Source organism: Chitinophaga caseinilytica (genome assembly GCF_038396765.1).
Classification (GTDB): domain Bacteria; phylum Bacteroidota; class Bacteroidia; order Chitinophagales; family Chitinophagaceae; genus Chitinophaga; species Chitinophaga caseinilytica.
Map to the genome: position 1 here is coordinate 4,453,118 of NZ_CP150096.1, position 15,402 is coordinate 4,468,519.

General features: G+C 54.2%; 15 protein-coding genes and 1 tRNA gene. 5 read left to right on the forward strand and 11 right to left on the reverse strand.

Going from position 1 to position 15,402, the window contains the following annotated elements; translation table 11 throughout:
• The first annotated feature begins 47 nt into the window (after positions 1–47).
• Together rpmI and rplT are read left to right on the forward strand one after the other, a co-directional pair.
• Positions 48–245 carry a 50S ribosomal protein L35 gene (rpmI, locus tag WJU22_RS18190; protein WP_109700507.1) on the forward strand — a complete coding sequence of 66 codons (198 nt, stop codon included), beginning with the start codon at positions 48–50 and terminating at the stop codon, positions 243–245.
• 39 nt (positions 246–284) lie between these two features.
• The gene (rplT, locus tag WJU22_RS18195) at positions 285–629 is read left to right on the forward strand and encodes a 50S ribosomal protein L20 (protein ID WP_126243624.1); all 345 of its coding nucleotides are present in this window, start codon (positions 285–287) and stop codon (positions 627–629) included.
• A gap of 579 nt (positions 630–1,208) precedes the next feature.
• Here rplT and ispE read toward each other — a convergent pair.
• The 4 genes from ispE to WJU22_RS18215 all read right to left on the reverse strand — a co-directional run bounded on the left by ispE (position 1,209) and on the right by WJU22_RS18215 (position 4,538).
• Complete coding sequence (ispE, locus tag WJU22_RS18200; RefSeq protein ID WP_341839595.1) at positions 1,209–2,015, reverse strand: 4-(cytidine 5'-diphospho)-2-C-methyl-D-erythritol kinase; 807 nt, start codon at positions 2,013–2,015, stop codon at positions 1,209–1,211.
• A gap of 6 nt (positions 2,016–2,021) precedes the next feature.
• A complete protein-coding gene (locus WJU22_RS18205) occupies positions 2,022–2,621 on the reverse strand; it encodes a bifunctional nuclease family protein (protein WP_341839596.1) in 600 nt (199 codons plus the stop codon).
• Between the two features lie 160 nt (positions 2,622–2,781).
• Positions 2,782–3,753 carry an electron transfer flavoprotein subunit alpha/FixB family protein gene (locus WJU22_RS18210; protein WP_341839597.1) on the reverse strand — a complete coding sequence of 324 codons (972 nt, stop codon included), beginning with the start codon at positions 3,751–3,753 and terminating at the stop codon, positions 2,782–2,784.
• Positions 3,754–3,797: 44 nt separating this feature from the next.
• Positions 3,798–4,538: an electron transfer flavoprotein subunit beta/FixA family protein gene (locus tag WJU22_RS18215; RefSeq protein ID WP_341839598.1), complete on the reverse strand. Its 741-nt coding sequence runs from the start codon at positions 4,536–4,538 to the stop codon at positions 3,798–3,800.
• A gap of 111 nt (positions 4,539–4,649) precedes the next feature.
• Between WJU22_RS18215 and WJU22_RS18220 the strand changes: the two genes are divergently transcribed.
• Together WJU22_RS18220 and tilS are read left to right on the forward strand one after the other, a co-directional pair.
• Complete coding sequence (locus WJU22_RS18220) at positions 4,650–4,955, forward strand: tetratricopeptide repeat protein (RefSeq protein ID WP_341839599.1); 306 nt, start codon at positions 4,650–4,652, stop codon at positions 4,953–4,955.
• Positions 4,942–6,306 carry a tRNA lysidine(34) synthetase TilS gene (gene tilS / locus WJU22_RS18225; RefSeq protein WP_341839600.1) on the forward strand — a complete coding sequence of 455 codons (1,365 nt, stop codon included), beginning with the start codon at positions 4,942–4,944 and terminating at the stop codon, positions 6,304–6,306. The genes WJU22_RS18220 and tilS overlap by 14 nt, the downstream gene beginning before the upstream one ends.
• Here the strand turns inward: tilS and WJU22_RS18230 are convergent, their stop codons facing one another.
• Entirely contained in the window at positions 6,307–6,966 is a 660-nt protein-coding gene (locus tag WJU22_RS18230) for a rhomboid family intramembrane serine protease (RefSeq protein ID WP_341839601.1), read from the reverse strand.
• Entirely contained in the window at positions 6,944–7,417 is a 474-nt protein-coding gene (locus tag WJU22_RS18235; protein ID WP_126243632.1) for a 23S rRNA (pseudouridine(1915)-N(3))-methyltransferase RlmH, read from the reverse strand. The genes WJU22_RS18230 and WJU22_RS18235 overlap by 23 nt, the downstream gene beginning before the upstream one ends.
• A gap of 129 nt (positions 7,418–7,546) precedes the next feature.
• On the opposite strand from WJU22_RS18235, the gene WJU22_RS18240 reads away from it, so the two are divergent.
• A tRNA-Arg gene (locus WJU22_RS18240) sits at positions 7,547–7,620 on the forward strand.
• 141 nt (positions 7,621–7,761) lie between these two features.
• Here WJU22_RS18240 and WJU22_RS18245 read toward each other — a convergent pair.
• From WJU22_RS18245 to WJU22_RS18265, 5 genes are all read right to left on the reverse strand, one after another.
• Complete coding sequence (locus tag WJU22_RS18245) at positions 7,762–8,232, reverse strand: DUF5018-related domain-containing protein (RefSeq protein ID WP_341839602.1); 471 nt, start codon at positions 8,230–8,232, stop codon at positions 7,762–7,764.
• A gap of 21 nt (positions 8,233–8,253) precedes the next feature.
• A complete protein-coding gene (locus WJU22_RS18250) occupies positions 8,254–10,119 on the reverse strand; it encodes a RagB/SusD family nutrient uptake outer membrane protein (RefSeq protein ID WP_341839603.1) in 1,866 nt (621 codons plus the stop codon).
• 27 nt (positions 10,120–10,146) lie between these two features.
• A complete protein-coding gene (locus WJU22_RS18255) occupies positions 10,147–13,437 on the reverse strand; it encodes a TonB-dependent receptor (protein WP_341839604.1) in 3,291 nt (1,096 codons plus the stop codon).
• A 185-nt stretch (positions 13,438–13,622) separates the two neighbouring features.
• Positions 13,623–14,681: a FecR family protein gene (locus WJU22_RS18260; protein ID WP_341839605.1), complete on the reverse strand. Its 1,059-nt coding sequence runs from the start codon at positions 14,679–14,681 to the stop codon at positions 13,623–13,625.
• Positions 14,682–14,764: 83 nt separating this feature from the next.
• Entirely contained in the window at positions 14,765–15,334 is a 570-nt protein-coding gene (locus WJU22_RS18265) for a sigma-70 family RNA polymerase sigma factor (RefSeq protein WP_341839606.1), read from the reverse strand.
• Positions 15,335–15,402: the final 68 nt, after the last annotated feature.

Below are 15,402 nucleotides of genomic sequence, written 5' to 3' on the forward strand. Positions count from 1 at the left end.
TATTTGTAAAATAAATAACTACCTTTGCAGACCAAATTCGTAGTAAGATGCCTAAAGTAAAGACTCATAGCCGTGCGAAGAAGACGTTTACGGTGACCGGCAGCGGAGCGATCAAACGTCCGAAAGCATACAAAAGTCACCTGTTGACCAAAAAGTCAAACAAAAGGAAACGTTCTCTCAGAGGAAGTAGCCTGGTAGCAGATGCCAATCTGAACCTGGTAAAGCGTATGCTCGTACTTCGCTAACTCATTAATTTTCGTTAAACAAGTTTTAAAAAGCATAACATGCCTCGTTCCGTAAACGCAGTTGCGTCCAGAGCCAGAAGAAAGAAGATCCTGAAGCAAGCCAAAGGATTCTACGGTAAACGTAAAAACGTATATACCGTAGCCAAAAACGTACTGGAGAAAGGGCTCACATATAGCTACGTAGGTCGCAAACTGAAGAAAAGAGAATACCGGACGCTGTGGATCGCGCGTATCAACGCCGCCGCCCGTGCCGAAGGAATGACCTACTCTCAGCTCATTCACAGACTGACCGAAAAGAATATTGGTCTCAACCGTAAAGTTCTGGCTGACCTCGCCATGAACGAACCTGAGACTTTTAAATCTCTCGTAGCTTCTGTAAAATAAGTCGATTCAACATCGCTATAAATCAACCGGTTACAATGTGACCGGTTTTTTTATGCCCCTGACTTTCCCATTCCCAGTCCTCCCATAACCCGTTATCAACCCACTTCCAACCTATCTTTCAAAACTCATCGTCCACGCTTTCCGTAGACGGCGGCAAAAATACACCCTTTCGTCGTATTCGGGCCAACTAAATAGACAGGCCACCTCCTGCGAAAGCTTTCTGTAGTTCTTAAATTGCCATCAACATCAATTTCTTCAGCAGAACTTCACCTGGAGAAGCCATAGCCAGCAATCTTCCTGTAAATCAAGTCGCCTTTCCTGATGTGGGTAACTATATATCCTTGAAAAACACAAATCGGTTACCATGGTAACCGATCATATCATTTTTAATCCTGTGACAACTCATCAATTCAATTTTCAAGAAAAACCTGTCATCCCCTAAACACAAGCCGAAAATCCTCCCGCAGCTCCAGCCGCCTTTCCTGATGCCGGAAAAAACAACGCACCCTGCAAAAACACAAATCGGTTACCATTGGTAACCGATCGCATCTATAATAACCTTGCAACAATTCCAACCCATCATCCCCTAAACACAAAATACCCTTCCTTCCACTTCAGGTCCGGCACTTTCCCCACTTCAAAAATCCCGTACACCGCCGATCCACTGCCGCTCATACTCGCATAAACCGCCCCTGTGTCGTACATCCGGTCGCGTATCGCAGCGATCTCCGAATGTTTCGTAAATACCGGCGCCTCAAAATCATTCGTCAAACGCCCTTTCCAGCTTCTTACGTCTTTCCAGTCAATGGCCGACAACGGCACCTCCGGCGCACCCGGCCGCAATTGCCCGAACGCCCAACCCGTGTTCACATGGATACCAGGATGCACCAGCAAAAACGAGTACCTGGAAAGGTCTACGGGGAAAGACGAAAGGATCTCGCCGCGCCCCTGGCCCAGGCTCGCCTGGTTGCGGATGAAAAACGGGCAGTCGCTCCCCAGCTGCGCGGCATAACCCATCAGCCGGGCCTCGTCCAGCCCCAGATTGTATTTCGTATTCAGTAAAGCGAGGGTAAATGCGCCATCTGCCGATCCGCCGCCCAAACCCGCGCCGGTAGGGATCACCTTGTGCAAATGGATATGCACGGCGGGCAATTCAGGAAAATCGGCCTTCAGCAACTGGTAAGCCCGCATGCAAAGGTTATCCGCCGCATCGCCGGGAATGGCAATTCCCGATTGACTGAAAGCCAGTGCAGGCGCGGTTATCACTTCCAGCGCATCGCGGACGGGCAGGGGATAGAAGACGGTTTCCAGGTCATGAAAACCATCGTCCCGCTTCCGCAGGATGTGCAGGCCCAGGTTGATCTTGCAATTGGGAAAAACGATCACTTCCGGTTATTTGCTTTTACGGCTGTTGATCTCGTCGCGGATGGCGATGGCGCGGATGTAGTCTTCCTGCTCCAAAACCTCCTGCAGCAGCGTGTTCAGCTCGTCGAGGTTCAGGGCTTTCAGATCGTCTTCTGCGCCTTTTTCATGCTCAGAAATGGAGGGCGTGCCGGTCGCCTTGGTAGTCTTCTTACCGGGGTCGTCCAGTAAAATACCGGCGCTGTTGAGGATGTTCTCGTATGTGTAGATCGGGCAGCCGAATCGCACGGCCAGGGCCAAAGCGTCGGAAGTCCGCGAATCGATCTCGATAGTATCGTCGTTATTGGAGCAAACCAGCTTTGAGTAAAAAATACCTTCCTGGAGATTGCTGATCACCACTTCATGCAGCTCAACATTAAACGCATTCATGAAGTTTTTCATAAGATCATGGGTCAACGGGCGGCTGGGTTGCATCTTTTCCAACGCCACCGCAATAGCTTGCGCTTCAAACCCTCCGATTACGATGGGAAGCCTTCTCAATCCGTTCACTTCTCCAAGTACAACGGCATAAGAATGGGTTTGTGTTATACTGTGCGACAGTGCGACTATTTCCAATTCTATTTTTCTCATACGGTCATTATGCGTAAGCGCTCACAATTAAACGTGTATAAGACGTGAAGTTAGAAAAATATTCGATATAGAAAAAGCGTGACTGCCGCTGTTCGCGCAGGAAGCCGGTTTTATTTTCCGGCTGCGGCTGTACGAACGGGCGGCAGTCAGCACATTATCATTAATTCCCTTTATATTTCTTTACAGCTTCGGTCAGCTTCGGCACCACATCGAAGGCATCTCCCACGATCCCATAATCGGCCGCCTTGAAGAACGGCGCTTCGGGGTCTTTGTTGATCACGACGATGGTTTTGCTACCGTTCACGCCCGCCAGGTGCTGGATGGCGCCGGAAATGCCGATGGCGATGTAGAGGTTGGGGCGCACGGTAAAACCGGTCTGGCCCACGTGCTCATGATGCGGCCTCCAGCCGGCGTCGGCCACCGGGCGGCTGCACGCGGTAGCCGCGCCCAGCGCATGCGCGAGATCTTCCACGATCCCCCAGTGCTCGGGGCCTTTGAGGCCACGGCCGCCGCTCACCACGATCTCGGCCTCCGTCAACGGCACTTCGCCGCTCACGGTTTCCACTTTCAGCGTTTTGATCCGGAAATCCGCATCGCTCAAACCCGCCGCAAACGCCTCCACGGAAGCACTGCCGCTGCCGGGGCTCAACGAAAAGGTATTGGGCATCACGGACACGATTTTCTTTTCGGTAGTAATATTCACGTTCGCGAACGCCTTCCCGGAAAACACGTTTTTCTTCACCACGAAACCTGCCGAAGTATCCGGCATACCGATGGCGCCCGCCACGAAGCCAGCTTTCAGTTTGGCCGACAGCTGCGGCGCGATGGAACGGCCCGCGAAGTTGTGCGAAAACACGATCACCGACCCGTTTTCCTTTGCTACGGCTTCCGCCATTAACTTAGTTACTGCGCCGGATTCCGGCTCGTTGAGCCGCGCATCCGCCACATGCAATACTTTCGACGCGCCGTACTGGCCCAGCGCCGCGAGCTCCGCATTGTCGATTTCCCCAACGGCTACCGCAATGGCCGGAACGCCCAGCTGCTGCGCGATTTGGGCGCCGTACTGCACGGCTTCGTTCGCTGATTTCTTAACTTTTCCCTGGAATTGATCGGCAAATATGATGACTGACATTTTCTTCTTTTTTGTTGGTAATGAATTGATGGAAAGGGTAGGCCTTAGATCACCTTGGCTTCTTCATGCAGCAAACGGGCGAGCTCTTCCACCTGGTCTGCCGCGATCATTTTCACGCCCGCCTTTGCCGGGGGCAGCTCGAACGATACGATGGAAGTCAATGCATCCACCGCTACGGGCTCCACCACCTTCAGGGGCTTGGTCCGCGCCGCCATGATACCACGCATATTGGGGATACGCGCTTCCGCCATGCCTTTCTGCGCGCTCAGTGCCAGCGGCAGGCTCACTTCCACCACTTCCTCACCGCCTTCGATCTCGCGTTTCAGCGTAGCGGTAGTGCCGCTCACGTCCAGTTTGCTGGCGATGGAAACGAAAGGCAGGCCCAGCAGCTCCGCTACCATGCCGCCCACGGAAGAACCGTTATAATCGATCGTTTCCTTACCGGTAAATATGATGTCGTATTGTTCCTGTTTGGCCACCGCCGCGATCTGCGAAGCGATGTAGAAGCTATCCTGGCTATCGGCATTCACGCGGAAAGCTTCGTCGCCCCCGAGTGCCAGCGCCTTGCGGATAACAGCTTCGGTATCGGCACCGCCCACGGTGATCAAATGCACCGTGGCGCCCTGGGTTTCCTTCAGCTCCAGCGCCCTTACCAGCGCATACCACTCGTCGTACGGGTTGATGATGAACTGCACTCCCGCCTCACTGAATTTCGTGTTATTGTCCGTGAAAGCTATTTTTGCAGTTGTGTCGGGCGTTTTACTGATACATACTAAGATCTTCATATCCGTTTACTGGTTTTGGTGAAAAATGCAGTATTTACAAATATATGGGATTTAGGGGTTCAGCCATCAGCAGCCACGATACGTTTAACATATTGCTTAGAAATCGACCACATGGACAAAATCGCACAAATAAAATCATTTCTTGAAAGCGCGCCGGCAGACAGCTTCCTGCGTCATGCCCTGGCCCTCGAATACGTGAAGATCAATGACGACGCGGCCGCCCGCGCCACGTTCGAAGCCCTCCTGGCCGCAGACCCCGCCTACGTAGGCTCTTACTTCCATCTCGGCAAAGTGCTCGAGCGCCTCGGCGAACGGGACGCCGCCGCCGCCACGTACGAAAAAGGAATGGACATGGCCCGCCAGCAGCGCGACATGCACGCTTACAACGAACTCCAGGCCGCCCATGAAGACCTTTAACCCCTTCGACGCCGCGAGCTTCCGCACCGCCCTGCGCGCGTTCATGGACCGCGAAGCCATCGGCCCCGCCGGCGCCACGCTGCTCGTAGCCGTAAGCGGAGGTGCCGATTCCGTGGCGCTCGCGCACCTGCTGCACGCCTCCGGCATCCCCATCCAGATCGCGCATTGCAACTTCCGGCTCAGAGGCGAAGAATCCGGCCGCGACGAAACCTTCGTCCGCAATTTCGCCGCCCAACTGAACGTCCCTTTCCATGTCAGACATTTCGACACAAACGAATATGCATCCGCCGGGAAGCTTTCCATCCAGGAAGCCGCGCGGGAACTGCGGTACGCCTGGCTGGAGGAACTGCGCGTCCAGACCGGTCTGGACGCCGTTGCTACGGCGCATCATATGCAAGACAGCGTGGAAACGCTCTGGATGAACCTGTCCAAAGGAACGGGGATTTCCGGCCTCCACGGCATCCTGCCGAAACAGGGCGCGCTCGTAAGGCCGCTGCTGTTCGCCACGCGGGAAGATATTGCAGGATATATGATGGCGGAGCAACTGGCTTTCGTGGAAGACAGCTCCAACGCATCCGATAAATACACGCGGAACTATTTCCGGCACCACGTGCTGCCGCCGCTGCGGGAAGCGTATCCCGACGTGGTGCGCCAGACGGGCGCGTCCATCCAACGTTTCCGGGAAGCGGAAATGCTGTACCAGCAAGCGGTGGAAGGGTATCGGAAGAAACTCGTGGAGAAAAAAGGGGAGGAGTATTTCATCCCCGTGCTGAAACTGAAACAGGTACGGCCGCTGGCAACCATCGCGTACGAACTGCTCAAGCCCTTCGGCTGCAATACCCACCTCGCCGCGCAGGCCGTAGACCTGCTGGAAGCGGGCCCCGGCAAGTTCGTCACCACCGCCACGCACCGCATCGTCCGCGACCGCAAATGGCTCATCGTTACGCCGCTGCAGGAAGCGCTGTCCGCCCATTTCCTCATCGAAGCCGGCCAGCGGGAAGTGCTGCTTCCGGGTTTCCGCATCACGCTGCGCGAAGAAAAATATGATGGCCGCCCCATTCCCGCAGATGCGGACGTGGCTTACCTCAACGCGTCGGAACTTTCGTTCCCGCTTATGATTCGAAAATGGAAAACGGGCGACTACTGCTATCCGCTCGGCCTCAATAAAAAGAAGAAACTCAGCCGGCTGTTCATCGATCAAAAGCTATCCCTTCCCGAAAAGGAAAAGGTATGGGTGCTGGAATCGGACAAACGGATCGTGTGGGTGATGGGCATGCGCCTGGACCACCGTTTCCGCGTCACGGAACATACGGAGCAGATACTCGTTTTGAAGATGGAAACAACCCGCTGATCAGGGATTCAGCAGGCGCTGCAGGAAGTACGTGAACACGGCAGGCTTGATGACGATGGGAAACACCAGGCCCAGCACGGCGCCCCAGAAGTGCGCGCTATGGTCGATCCCGTCGCCCCCGCGGCGCGACATATACGCCGAATACACCAGGTACAGCACGGCGTACAGGATGAACCACATCGGGATGAAGAAATACAGCCCGATCTTCTGCCAGGGGTCGAACAGCACACAGGAGAACAACACGGCAGACACCGCGCCGGATGCGCCGATCGACTGGTAGCCGTATACATCCTTATACTTGAAATAATTCGCTACGTCGGGCAATACGAGGCCCAGCACGTACAGCAGCGGGAAGTAATACACACTGCCCAGCACCCTTTCGAAATAGAAGGAAATATAGTCCCCGAAAAAGTACAGCGACAGCATGTTGAAGAACAGGTGCATGAAATCGCGGTGCACAAGACCGGAGGTGAAGAATCGATAATATTGATTGCGGTGATTCACCTGGTAAGGCCAGAAACTGAGCTTCTCCATGTCTCCCGGCCGGGTGAAGGTCGTAATGGAAACAAGGGAAGTGATAACGATGATGATGAGGGTAATGCTCATAAGCTGGATGGTAATTAATCCGTAAATATAATCATTGATGGTGATACTTCTCATTATTGAGGACGGTATACGCCCTGTAAAGCTGCTCGGTCATGATAAGGCGGACGATCTGGTGGGGGAACGTCAGGTCGGACAATGACATTTGCACATTGGCGCGTTGCAGCACCGCGGCATCTATCCCGAAAGCCCCGCCGATCAGCACGATGAGCTGGCGCGTGCCGGCATTGTTCCGCTGCCGGAGAAAATCCGCCAGTTGCAGGGTACTGAAGGCTTTGCCGCGCTCGTCGAGCGCGAGGAGATAATCCTGCGGTTGCAGCATATCGAGAATGATCTTTCCCTCCTGTTTTTTCAATTCCGGGATGGAAAGGCTCGCCGCCTGCTTCACCGTCGGGATCAGTTTGATATCAAAATCGGTGTAGTGCTGCAATCTTTTCCGGAATATTTTGATCCCTTCATCGATCCACGCATCATTTTCCTTACCTATGCTCCAAAGCTGTATTTTCACGGGTTTCAGCGTTTTGTTACTGCCGTCAAAAGTAAATGTAAAATGTAAATTGCTGAAAAAAAGGGGGAGAAAGATTTGCAGAAATGAAAAACTTCCCTACATTTGCATCCCGTTCAATACAAATGGAATGGCTGCGTAGCTCAACTGAATAGAGCATCTGACTACGGATCAGAAGGTTTCAGGTTTGAATCCTGACGCGGTCACAAAAGAGACCCTCCAGTGAAAACTGGAGGGTTTTTCATTTTTATTCATCATTACATTAGGATTCAGGTAGATCACCTAAAAGGAATCGCCCCATAGACATGAGGCGACTCCGTTGCTTATCAAATTACAGTGAACATATTTTACAAACTGAGGTTGACGGTCCAGGTTTTCTTCTGACCGTTGGCGGCCGTCACTTCATACGTCAGCGGCTTCGACGCGTTGGCCGGGTCTCCCGGCCGTGGGGTACCGCCGGTGCCCTGCATGGTAGCGGCCGTGGAAATATCGAAATACACCCAGAGCTTGTTGATGCTCACTTTCGCACGTTCAGCGTCCGTAAAGGAACCGTTGGCGGCGGGCACCGTCAGTACGATGTTGATCGTGTTCGTGGCCGCGTCCACTGTTTTGCTGGCAATGTTCAGCCGCTGGTAAGCCACCACGGGCTTGCCGTTGTACACCTGGTCGCTTTCGAACCGGTGCTCCACGTACACGTTGTCGATTTCATTTTTGTCCCACAGCGGATATTCCGGCAGGTCTTTCTTCAGGCAGGAAGTCAACATAAAGAGTAGCATCATCATGCATCCTGCATGCCATATGGGTCGGTTGTTTTTCATGATCGATTTTTTTGGGAATGATTACCAGTTAGGATTCTGCGGGCCGAATTTCGGGTTCTGGTCCAGGTACCCCTGCGCGATGGGGAACAGGTACCGCCGCGTGTTATCGAAATTGCGCACGTTGTTGGAACTGTAGAACGGCCCTTGTACGATGGAAAATGCCGTCCTGTCTTTGCTGATGTCCATCACGCGCGGAACTTCCGTCAGTTCGGGGATCGTTCCGCCTGCCACGTTGCCGTGGTTCGCATTGCCGCCGTAGCGGCCCCAGCGCAGGAGGCTCCAGTAATAATCGTTCTCCATCACCAGGTCGACCCTTCTTTCTCTTTTATAGTCTTTCCAGGCTTCCGCGGAGGTGGCAGCGGCAGACAGGGGCAGTTTGCCATGTACGTCGCGGGTTTTATTGAAAGCGGCCACGGCATTGGGCACGTCGCCTTTTAACAGGTAAGCTTCCGCGAGGTTGAGGTATACGCGGCCGAGGCGCGTCACCACGTAATGGTAATCTGTAGGGATGCCGACATAGGGGCGGGGAGACACGTTGGTGTACATTCCTTTGCGCCAGTACATGTTCGACAGGCTCACATAATATGCCATGCCGTTGATCTTCATCCAGCGGGTAGCATTTCCCTTGATGCAGGTGGTGAGCAGTTCGCCGTAATGCCTGTCGGTGGAATCGCTGATGATGGAAGCCCTCCAGCGCGCGTCGCGGCCGGTGTTGGTCAGCGTCCATACGGTTTCCGTGCTGCCTGCTTTGATCATCCCGGTTTTCACCGCGGTTTCGCCGCCGGCCTGGGGAATTTTGTCTGTGGGAATGGCCACGCCTTCATTGATCGCCGCCAGATACTGCGAAGTTTTATCCCAGGGCAGGGCTTTCGACGGATCGGCCTGGTCTTTCACGAGGTAATCGTCTGCGATGTTCTGCGAAGGGCCGTGCTGTACCCAGGCTTCGAAAACGGTGTTGGAATTCAGCGCGGGGCTGCCGCCATACTGGCTTACGCGGTCGTTGTTGATATTGGGCGTAAATAACTGCATGGGCGTACCGTCTACATTCGTGTTGATCGATTTGCGGTAGATGCCGAAAATGATCTCACCGGAAGTGGCTTTCGTTTCGTTGAACATACCGCCATAATCAGGCTCCATCGTATAGCCGCCTTCGTTAATCACGAGCTGCGCGTTGGCGATGGCTTTATCGAGCAGGGGATCGTTCGCCTGTATGGCCGGCGCGGCAGGGTAATTTTTGTACGCCAGCGCCTGGAGGCATACTTCCGACAGCAGGGCCGCAGCTGCGTATTTGTTTGCCCGCCCAGCTATTTTAGCCGTAGGCAGGCCCGCGATGGCGTCTTCCAGGTCTTTGATGATGAGGGCGTACGTTTCCGTGGGGTTCGCCGTACTGGGGAGCTTCAGATCGTCTTCAGGCTTCAGCAGCTTGTCGATCCACACGATCCGGCCGATGCTGCGTGCCACGTTGAAGTACGACATGGCGCGGAGGAATTTCCCTTCCGCAATAAGCGCGGTTTTGTCGGCCGCGGAAATGTTGGCAGACTCGCCGACTTTCGTGATGATCTGGTTGCACCTGCGGATGGCGCCCCAGTTATTGAAACCCTGATCCGTATTGCGGTCCGTCCTTTCCGTGAAAATGGCGTCCGCACCACCGTAAATCCCGTCGAAACCAAGGGTGTTGGTGGTGCGCGGGTCGGTACCGGGGCCGCTGGCGAAACTGTTCATAATGCCGTAGGTCGAAAAGATGAATGTTTCCGCATTGGCTTTGGTGCTCCAGATCACGTCTTCACTGATCTTGTCGAACGGCTGCGTATTGAGCGACTTCTTACAAGCCGGCGCTGCCGCCAGCAACGATAATATGGTAAAAGTGGTAATGGTATTCTTCTTCATGTTGATGTTTTTAACTGGCACAGACTATCAGAAACCTACGTTCACGCCCAGCGCAATCGTCCGCTGGATGGGATATCCATAGTTATTGGTATCGGATTCCGGATCGATGAAATACTTTTTACTGTTGGAGATCGTGAGCAGGTTGGTACCTGAAAGGAACACCCTGAACTGGCGGACCGCCGTATGGCGCAGGAGGCGCTCTTTGAGATCGTAGCCCAGTTGCAGGTATTTCAGGCGGGTAAACCTGGATTTCAGGATCCAGAAATCGCTTCCGGTATAGTTATTCCCTCCGTTCACGCCGCTGGCGGAAACCTGGCGGGGATAGCGCGCGTCTTTGTTATCGGGCCGCCAGTAATCTTTCTGGAAGTCGTACACCAGGATCCCCTGTGCCGAGGATCCCTGGATCACATCGCCGAGGTACCGGTCGCGGGGGCCGGAGCCCATCACCACTGCGCTCAGCGTGATTCCTTTATACCCCAGGTCCAGCGTTACGCCGTAGTTGATCCGCGGGAACGTATTGCTGCCGAGGTTCCGGAAATCGGAGCCGTCGATCTTGCCATCGCCGTTCGTATCCTCATAAGCGAGGTCGCCGGCCACGGTGTTGATCGACGAAATCCTGCGCGCACCGTACAACAGGTCGCTGTTATTCTGGTAAAACCCTCTGTTATAGTAGCCTTGCTGCAGGTACGCCGATTGGCCGGAAGACCGGGTATAGGGGTTCTTCATCGCCGTCGTATCCTCGATGGCGCGCTCCCACAGCTGGTCGAACTTCGTGAAGTTCAGGCCCACCTTGTAGGTAAAGTCTTTACCGATCTTGTCGTTCCAGGTCAGGTTGAATTCCCATCCTTCACGACGCATCGCACCATCGTCGAAGTTCACCGGCGGCAGGCCGATGCCGAGCGTGGCGGAATATCGGGTATCGCCCGTTACGTAGCCGGTGGTGCGCATGTAGAAATAATCCACCGCGCCGGTCAGGCGGTTATCGAGCGTAGCGAGGTCCATACCGATGTTATGGCTGCGGATGCTGTACCAGGAGAAGTTGGTGCTGGGCAGCGATCCCGGCTCGGAGGAGCCCTGCATCGGCTGGCCATTCAGCACCCATGCGTTGGCATTCACGTTGTAGCCCGGCACGTACTGGAAGGCGCCGATCCCGTCGAGCGTGCCCGTGAGGCCATAAGACCCGCGCAGCTTCAGGTAATCGAGGTACTTGCGGTCGCGGATACCTTTGAGGAAATCCTCTTCCAGCAACGACCAGCCCCCGTCGAATGCATAAAACGTGCCCCATTGCTTTTCTTTCGGCAGCAGGTCGTTGCCGTCGTAGCGCACGGTCCCGTTCACGTAATATTTGTTATTGTAATTCCAGCCCAGCTTACCGATCCAGCCTGCACGCGCGCTTTCCGATTCAGAGCCGCTAGCCAGCTGGTCTACGGTAGGCCCAGCCACGTATTGGTCGAACATCAGCTGGTAACGCTGGCGGGTGGCCGACAGCGATCCGCTTTTGTCGTTGGCTTGCTCATAGCCCGCCATCGCTTCGATATTATGGCCTTTGGAGGTAGTGTTGTAGGTCACGAAGCCCTGCAGCAGGAGGGTGCTTCCGTCTCCGCGCCCGGAAGTCAGGGAAGGCGGGTTGCCCAGCAGGGGCGTGGTGCTCCCGTTGGTGTACGACGGTGCCGTGGCGTTCCAGGCTTTGCTCATGGAGTTCCACATATTGTAGTTCCCGTTCGCCTTGAAGTGCAGCCCTTTCAGGAACAGCGCCTCCCAGTCGAACCCGAGGATACCGTTGAATACACGCGAAGTATTCCGGGAATAACCCGATAGCGGCGAAAGCTCCACGGCCGGGTTGTCGGTAGTGTTGATAGACGGAAGCCCGAATTCATTATACGCCAGCTGGTTGGGCTTTTTGTTCTGGATGTGGGAGTAAAGCGCGCCATAACCATTACCCGTAGAGGAATTGGGAAGGGAGTTCTTTTCCACGAAACCATCGATGCCCGTGGTTACCTTCAGCTGGATCTTTTCGAATTCGCTGACGGTATTGAGGCGGTAAGTGATCCGGTCGTTGTAATTATTGTCCGTCCGCAGATTGGTGCCCTGGTGGTAATAGGAACCGGACGCATAATAGGTAAGCAGCTTGGTGCCGGAGCTCAGGGAAAGATCATGGCGCTGCTCGTTCGCGTAATCTTTCAACGCAATCTTTTGCCAGTCGGTGTTGGGATAGATGAACGGTTTGGACTGGTCCTTGTAAAACTGTAGGGTGGTATCGTGCGTGGGCGGTGTTTTGCCTTCCGCGATATAGACGTCGTTAATGGCTTTCAGGTTGTCGTATGACCCCATTTTCTTCGGGAAAAGTGTAGGCTGGGAGAAGATCGTGTTATAGGAATAGTTGATGTTCACCTGGCCGGCCTTTCCTTTCTTGGTGGTGATAAGGATAACCCCGTTACCGCCGCGTGCGCCGTAGATGGCCGTGGCAGCGGCGTCTTTGAGCACGGAATACGTCTCGATATCGTTGGGGTTGAGGTTTTCGAAATCGTTCTGCGAGCGCAGCATGTTGTCGATGACGAACAACGGTGTGCCGCCGCCCCGGATGGAAATGGCGCTTTTCACGCCCGGCGCGCCGCTGCTGCGGGTCACGATCACACCATGTACGCGCCCTGCGATGGCGTCGTTGATGGATTGCACGGGCAGCGACGCCACGTTGTCCATCGAAAGCGTGCTCACGGCGCTGTTCAGCTTGCGCTTGGTGGTATTGCCGTAACCGATCACCACTACGTCAGACAGGCGGTCTACAGACGATTGCAACACCACATCGATGGTGCTCCGCCCGTTCACCGTCACGGTTTGCGGGAGAAACCCAATGTAGCTGAAGGTCAGCTGGCCGTTTTCATCTACCGAGATCTGGTACTCCCCGTTTTCGTTGGTGGTGGTGCCCAGGCCTTTGCCGGCGGCAATGGTGACCCCGGGCAGGGGCGTGCCCGTGCTGTCGGTAACACGGCCTTTCACGGTGAGGAAGGCGAGCTGGCTGCCGGCGGAGCGGATAACGATCAGCTTATTGTCCAGCAGTTCGAAATCCAGCCCCGTATTGCTCAGCATGAGCCGGAGCACGTCTTCCAGGAACATATCTTTGGCGGAAACGGTCACCCGCAGGTTGTCCGATATGACCTGGTTGCTGAAAGCGAACCGGTATTCCGTTCTTTTTTCGAGCTCTTTAAGCGCAACCGCGAGTTTCTTTTCCCTGAAATCCACGTTCAGCCTGTCTTGCGAAAAAGTTTTCGCCGATAGCTGAAGGGCGGTGAGCAACATGAGCATGCCGCTTATTTTCATAATACGCAAAATTTGGATCCGCCACCGTGGTAACGGCGGACTGGTAAACACAGGCATTTTTTTCATACCTTCGATCTTGGTTTATTTTGATAAAATATGGACATAGCTTTCCCGCCAGGAAAACTTGTCCTGTTTTGGAACCATGGAGGAATGGCCGGAATCCATTTCTCCATTTTTATTTTTGCCTACTTGGTAATGGTGATCTTGTTGCCTGAAATCTCGTAATTGAAATAGTAGGTTTGCTGCAGAATCTTCAGTATTTCTCCTATGTTCTCATGTGTAAATGTGGCCGTAAACGTATAGCCTTCCACTGCCTTGTCTTTTATATCGATATTTACATTATACCATCTTTCCAGTTCCTTGCGGATATCCGCGAACGATTCGTTGACGATTTCGAGCCGCCCTTTCGCCCACACCGTTTCAATAACGGCGCTGTCTTTGGCGCTATATGAAAGCGGCAACAGTACCAGTTTTCCGGACTTCCCGTTGACGATCCCCGGATCGCCGCCGGCACGGTTGACGATCATTTTCTGATTGGGCAGCAGCGGCCAGCGGTGATCGCTGCCGGGTAGTACCAGTTCCACTTTACCGCGGATCAGCGAGGTTTCGATGATCTCTTCTTCAGGATAAGCTTTTACGTTGAACAGCGTGCCCAGTACGTTGACGTCCTGCCCCTGGCTATGGACGATGAACGGTAATTCCGCGTTGGCCGGCACATCGAACAAAGCTTCTCCGCTCAAATGCACTTCGCGGTTCAATGTCGCAAAACCTTCCAACAGCCGCAGGTTCGATCCCGCGCCGAGATAAACGCGGGTACTGTCTGGCAGCACAAAGAACCGGCGCTCGCCCCGCTGGGTCACATAGGTGAGGGCGCTTTTATTTTCATTCGCTCCTTTGCCATGGGTGGCCATATCCTGCTGCATCCCGCCCTGCTGGACCGTCATCCCCCAAACCAGCCAGCCCACCAGCGCCGCGGCGGCTACAGCGGCCGCATAGGGCAATATCCGCCTGAAAATGCCACGCCGTTCCGCTTCGAACGAAGTTTCATCCATCCCGTCGTGCACTTCCCGTTGCAGCATAATGTGCAGCCCCAGCACGATCTCCGCCGCTTCCTGCATGCGGAGCGCCAGGTCTGGCCGGGCATGGGCCATCTCTTCCCAAAAAAGGATATCCTCCGCATTCCTGCCTAAACAATAATTGATGAATGAATCGTTGATGATCAGCTCTTCAGTAGTATATTCCATGGGCATAAAACGTGGCCTTTACATAATAGACGGAAGGCGAATCCCGATTTACCGGTTTTCGGGAAAATATTTTTAACCTTTTTTTACAGTAAGGGAAGGAGGGAAAGAAGGGAAGAAAGATGGATGCCCGGCGCCCCGGCGCTCAGCTCTTTCCGGAGGAACTTGATGCCCTCGTGCAGCTGGTTGTAAACCGTCCGTTTTTCGAGGCCTGTACGAAGCGCGATTTCGTCGGTCGACAGCCCCTCGTAATATTTCAGGTACACGATCTGCCGGCTGCGTTTCGGTAATTTATCGAACGCCTTGCGGATTTTGGCGATCAGTTCGGAGTTGGACTGCACCGCTTCCATCGTATCCTGGATGGAGGGAACGGGGAAGGATTCCGCCACGCCGGCGTCGCAGACTTTCGGGACTTGCCGGGTACCGCGGTAATGGTCTACCAGTTTGCGGCGGAAAGCGGTGGACAAATATGTTTTGGGATGCTGAATAGTTTGCGGATCGATGTTTTTTTCCAGCAGGTCCAGGAAAAACTGGGAAATGATATCGCCCAGCTCGTCTCTCCTGAAACCCAGCCGCAGCCCCATATTGATGAAATGCGCGCTGTAGGAACTATAGCAGTCCTGTACCCATTTGGTAATATTCACTGTTGTCTCCATGTAGCGTGGCGCGTTTCTACTTACATCGTTCAGTTAGGAAGAATCATGTCAAGCTACATCGTCACACC

What these genes read in the sequence shown, in the direction of transcription:
- WJU22_RS18220 (WP_341839599.1), top strand. Translation starts at nt 4,650, where the DNA reads ATGGACAAAATCGCACAAATAAAATCATTTCTTGAAAGCGCGCCGGCA.
- tilS (WP_341839600.1), top strand. Translation starts at nt 4,942, where the DNA reads ATGAAGACCTTTAACCCCTTCGACGCCGCGAGCTTCCGCACCGCCCTG.
- WJU22_RS18265 (WP_341839606.1), bottom strand. Translation starts at nt 15,334, where the DNA reads ATGGAGACAACAGTGAATATTACCAAATGGGTACAGGACTGCTATAGT.
- rpmI (WP_109700507.1), top strand. Translation starts at nt 48, where the DNA reads ATGCCTAAAGTAAAGACTCATAGCCGTGCGAAGAAGACGTTTACGGTG.
- WJU22_RS18210 (WP_341839597.1), bottom strand. Translation starts at nt 3,753, where the DNA reads ATGTCAGTCATCATATTTGCCGATCAATTCCAGGGAAAAGTTAAGAAA.
- WJU22_RS18205 (WP_341839596.1), bottom strand. Translation starts at nt 2,621, where the DNA reads ATGAGAAAAATAGAATTGGAAATAGTCGCACTGTCGCACAGTATAACA.
- WJU22_RS18255 (WP_341839604.1), bottom strand. Translation starts at nt 13,437, where the DNA reads ATGAAAATAAGCGGCATGCTCATGTTGCTCACCGCCCTTCAGCTATCG.
- WJU22_RS18250 (WP_341839603.1), bottom strand. Translation starts at nt 10,119, where the DNA reads ATGAAGAAGAATACCATTACCACTTTTACCATATTATCGTTGCTGGCG.
- rplT (WP_126243624.1), top strand. Translation starts at nt 285, where the DNA reads ATGCCTCGTTCCGTAAACGCAGTTGCGTCCAGAGCCAGAAGAAAGAAG.
- WJU22_RS18230 (WP_341839601.1), bottom strand. Translation starts at nt 6,966, where the DNA reads ATGAGAAGTATCACCATCAATGATTATATTTACGGATTAATTACCATC.
- WJU22_RS18245 (WP_341839602.1), bottom strand. Translation starts at nt 8,232, where the DNA reads ATGAAAAACAACCGACCCATATGGCATGCAGGATGCATGATGATGCTA.
- WJU22_RS18260 (WP_341839605.1), bottom strand. Translation starts at nt 14,681, where the DNA reads ATGGAATATACTACTGAAGAGCTGATCATCAACGATTCATTCATCAAT.
- WJU22_RS18215 (WP_341839598.1), bottom strand. Translation starts at nt 4,538, where the DNA reads ATGAAGATCTTAGTATGTATCAGTAAAACGCCCGACACAACTGCAAAA.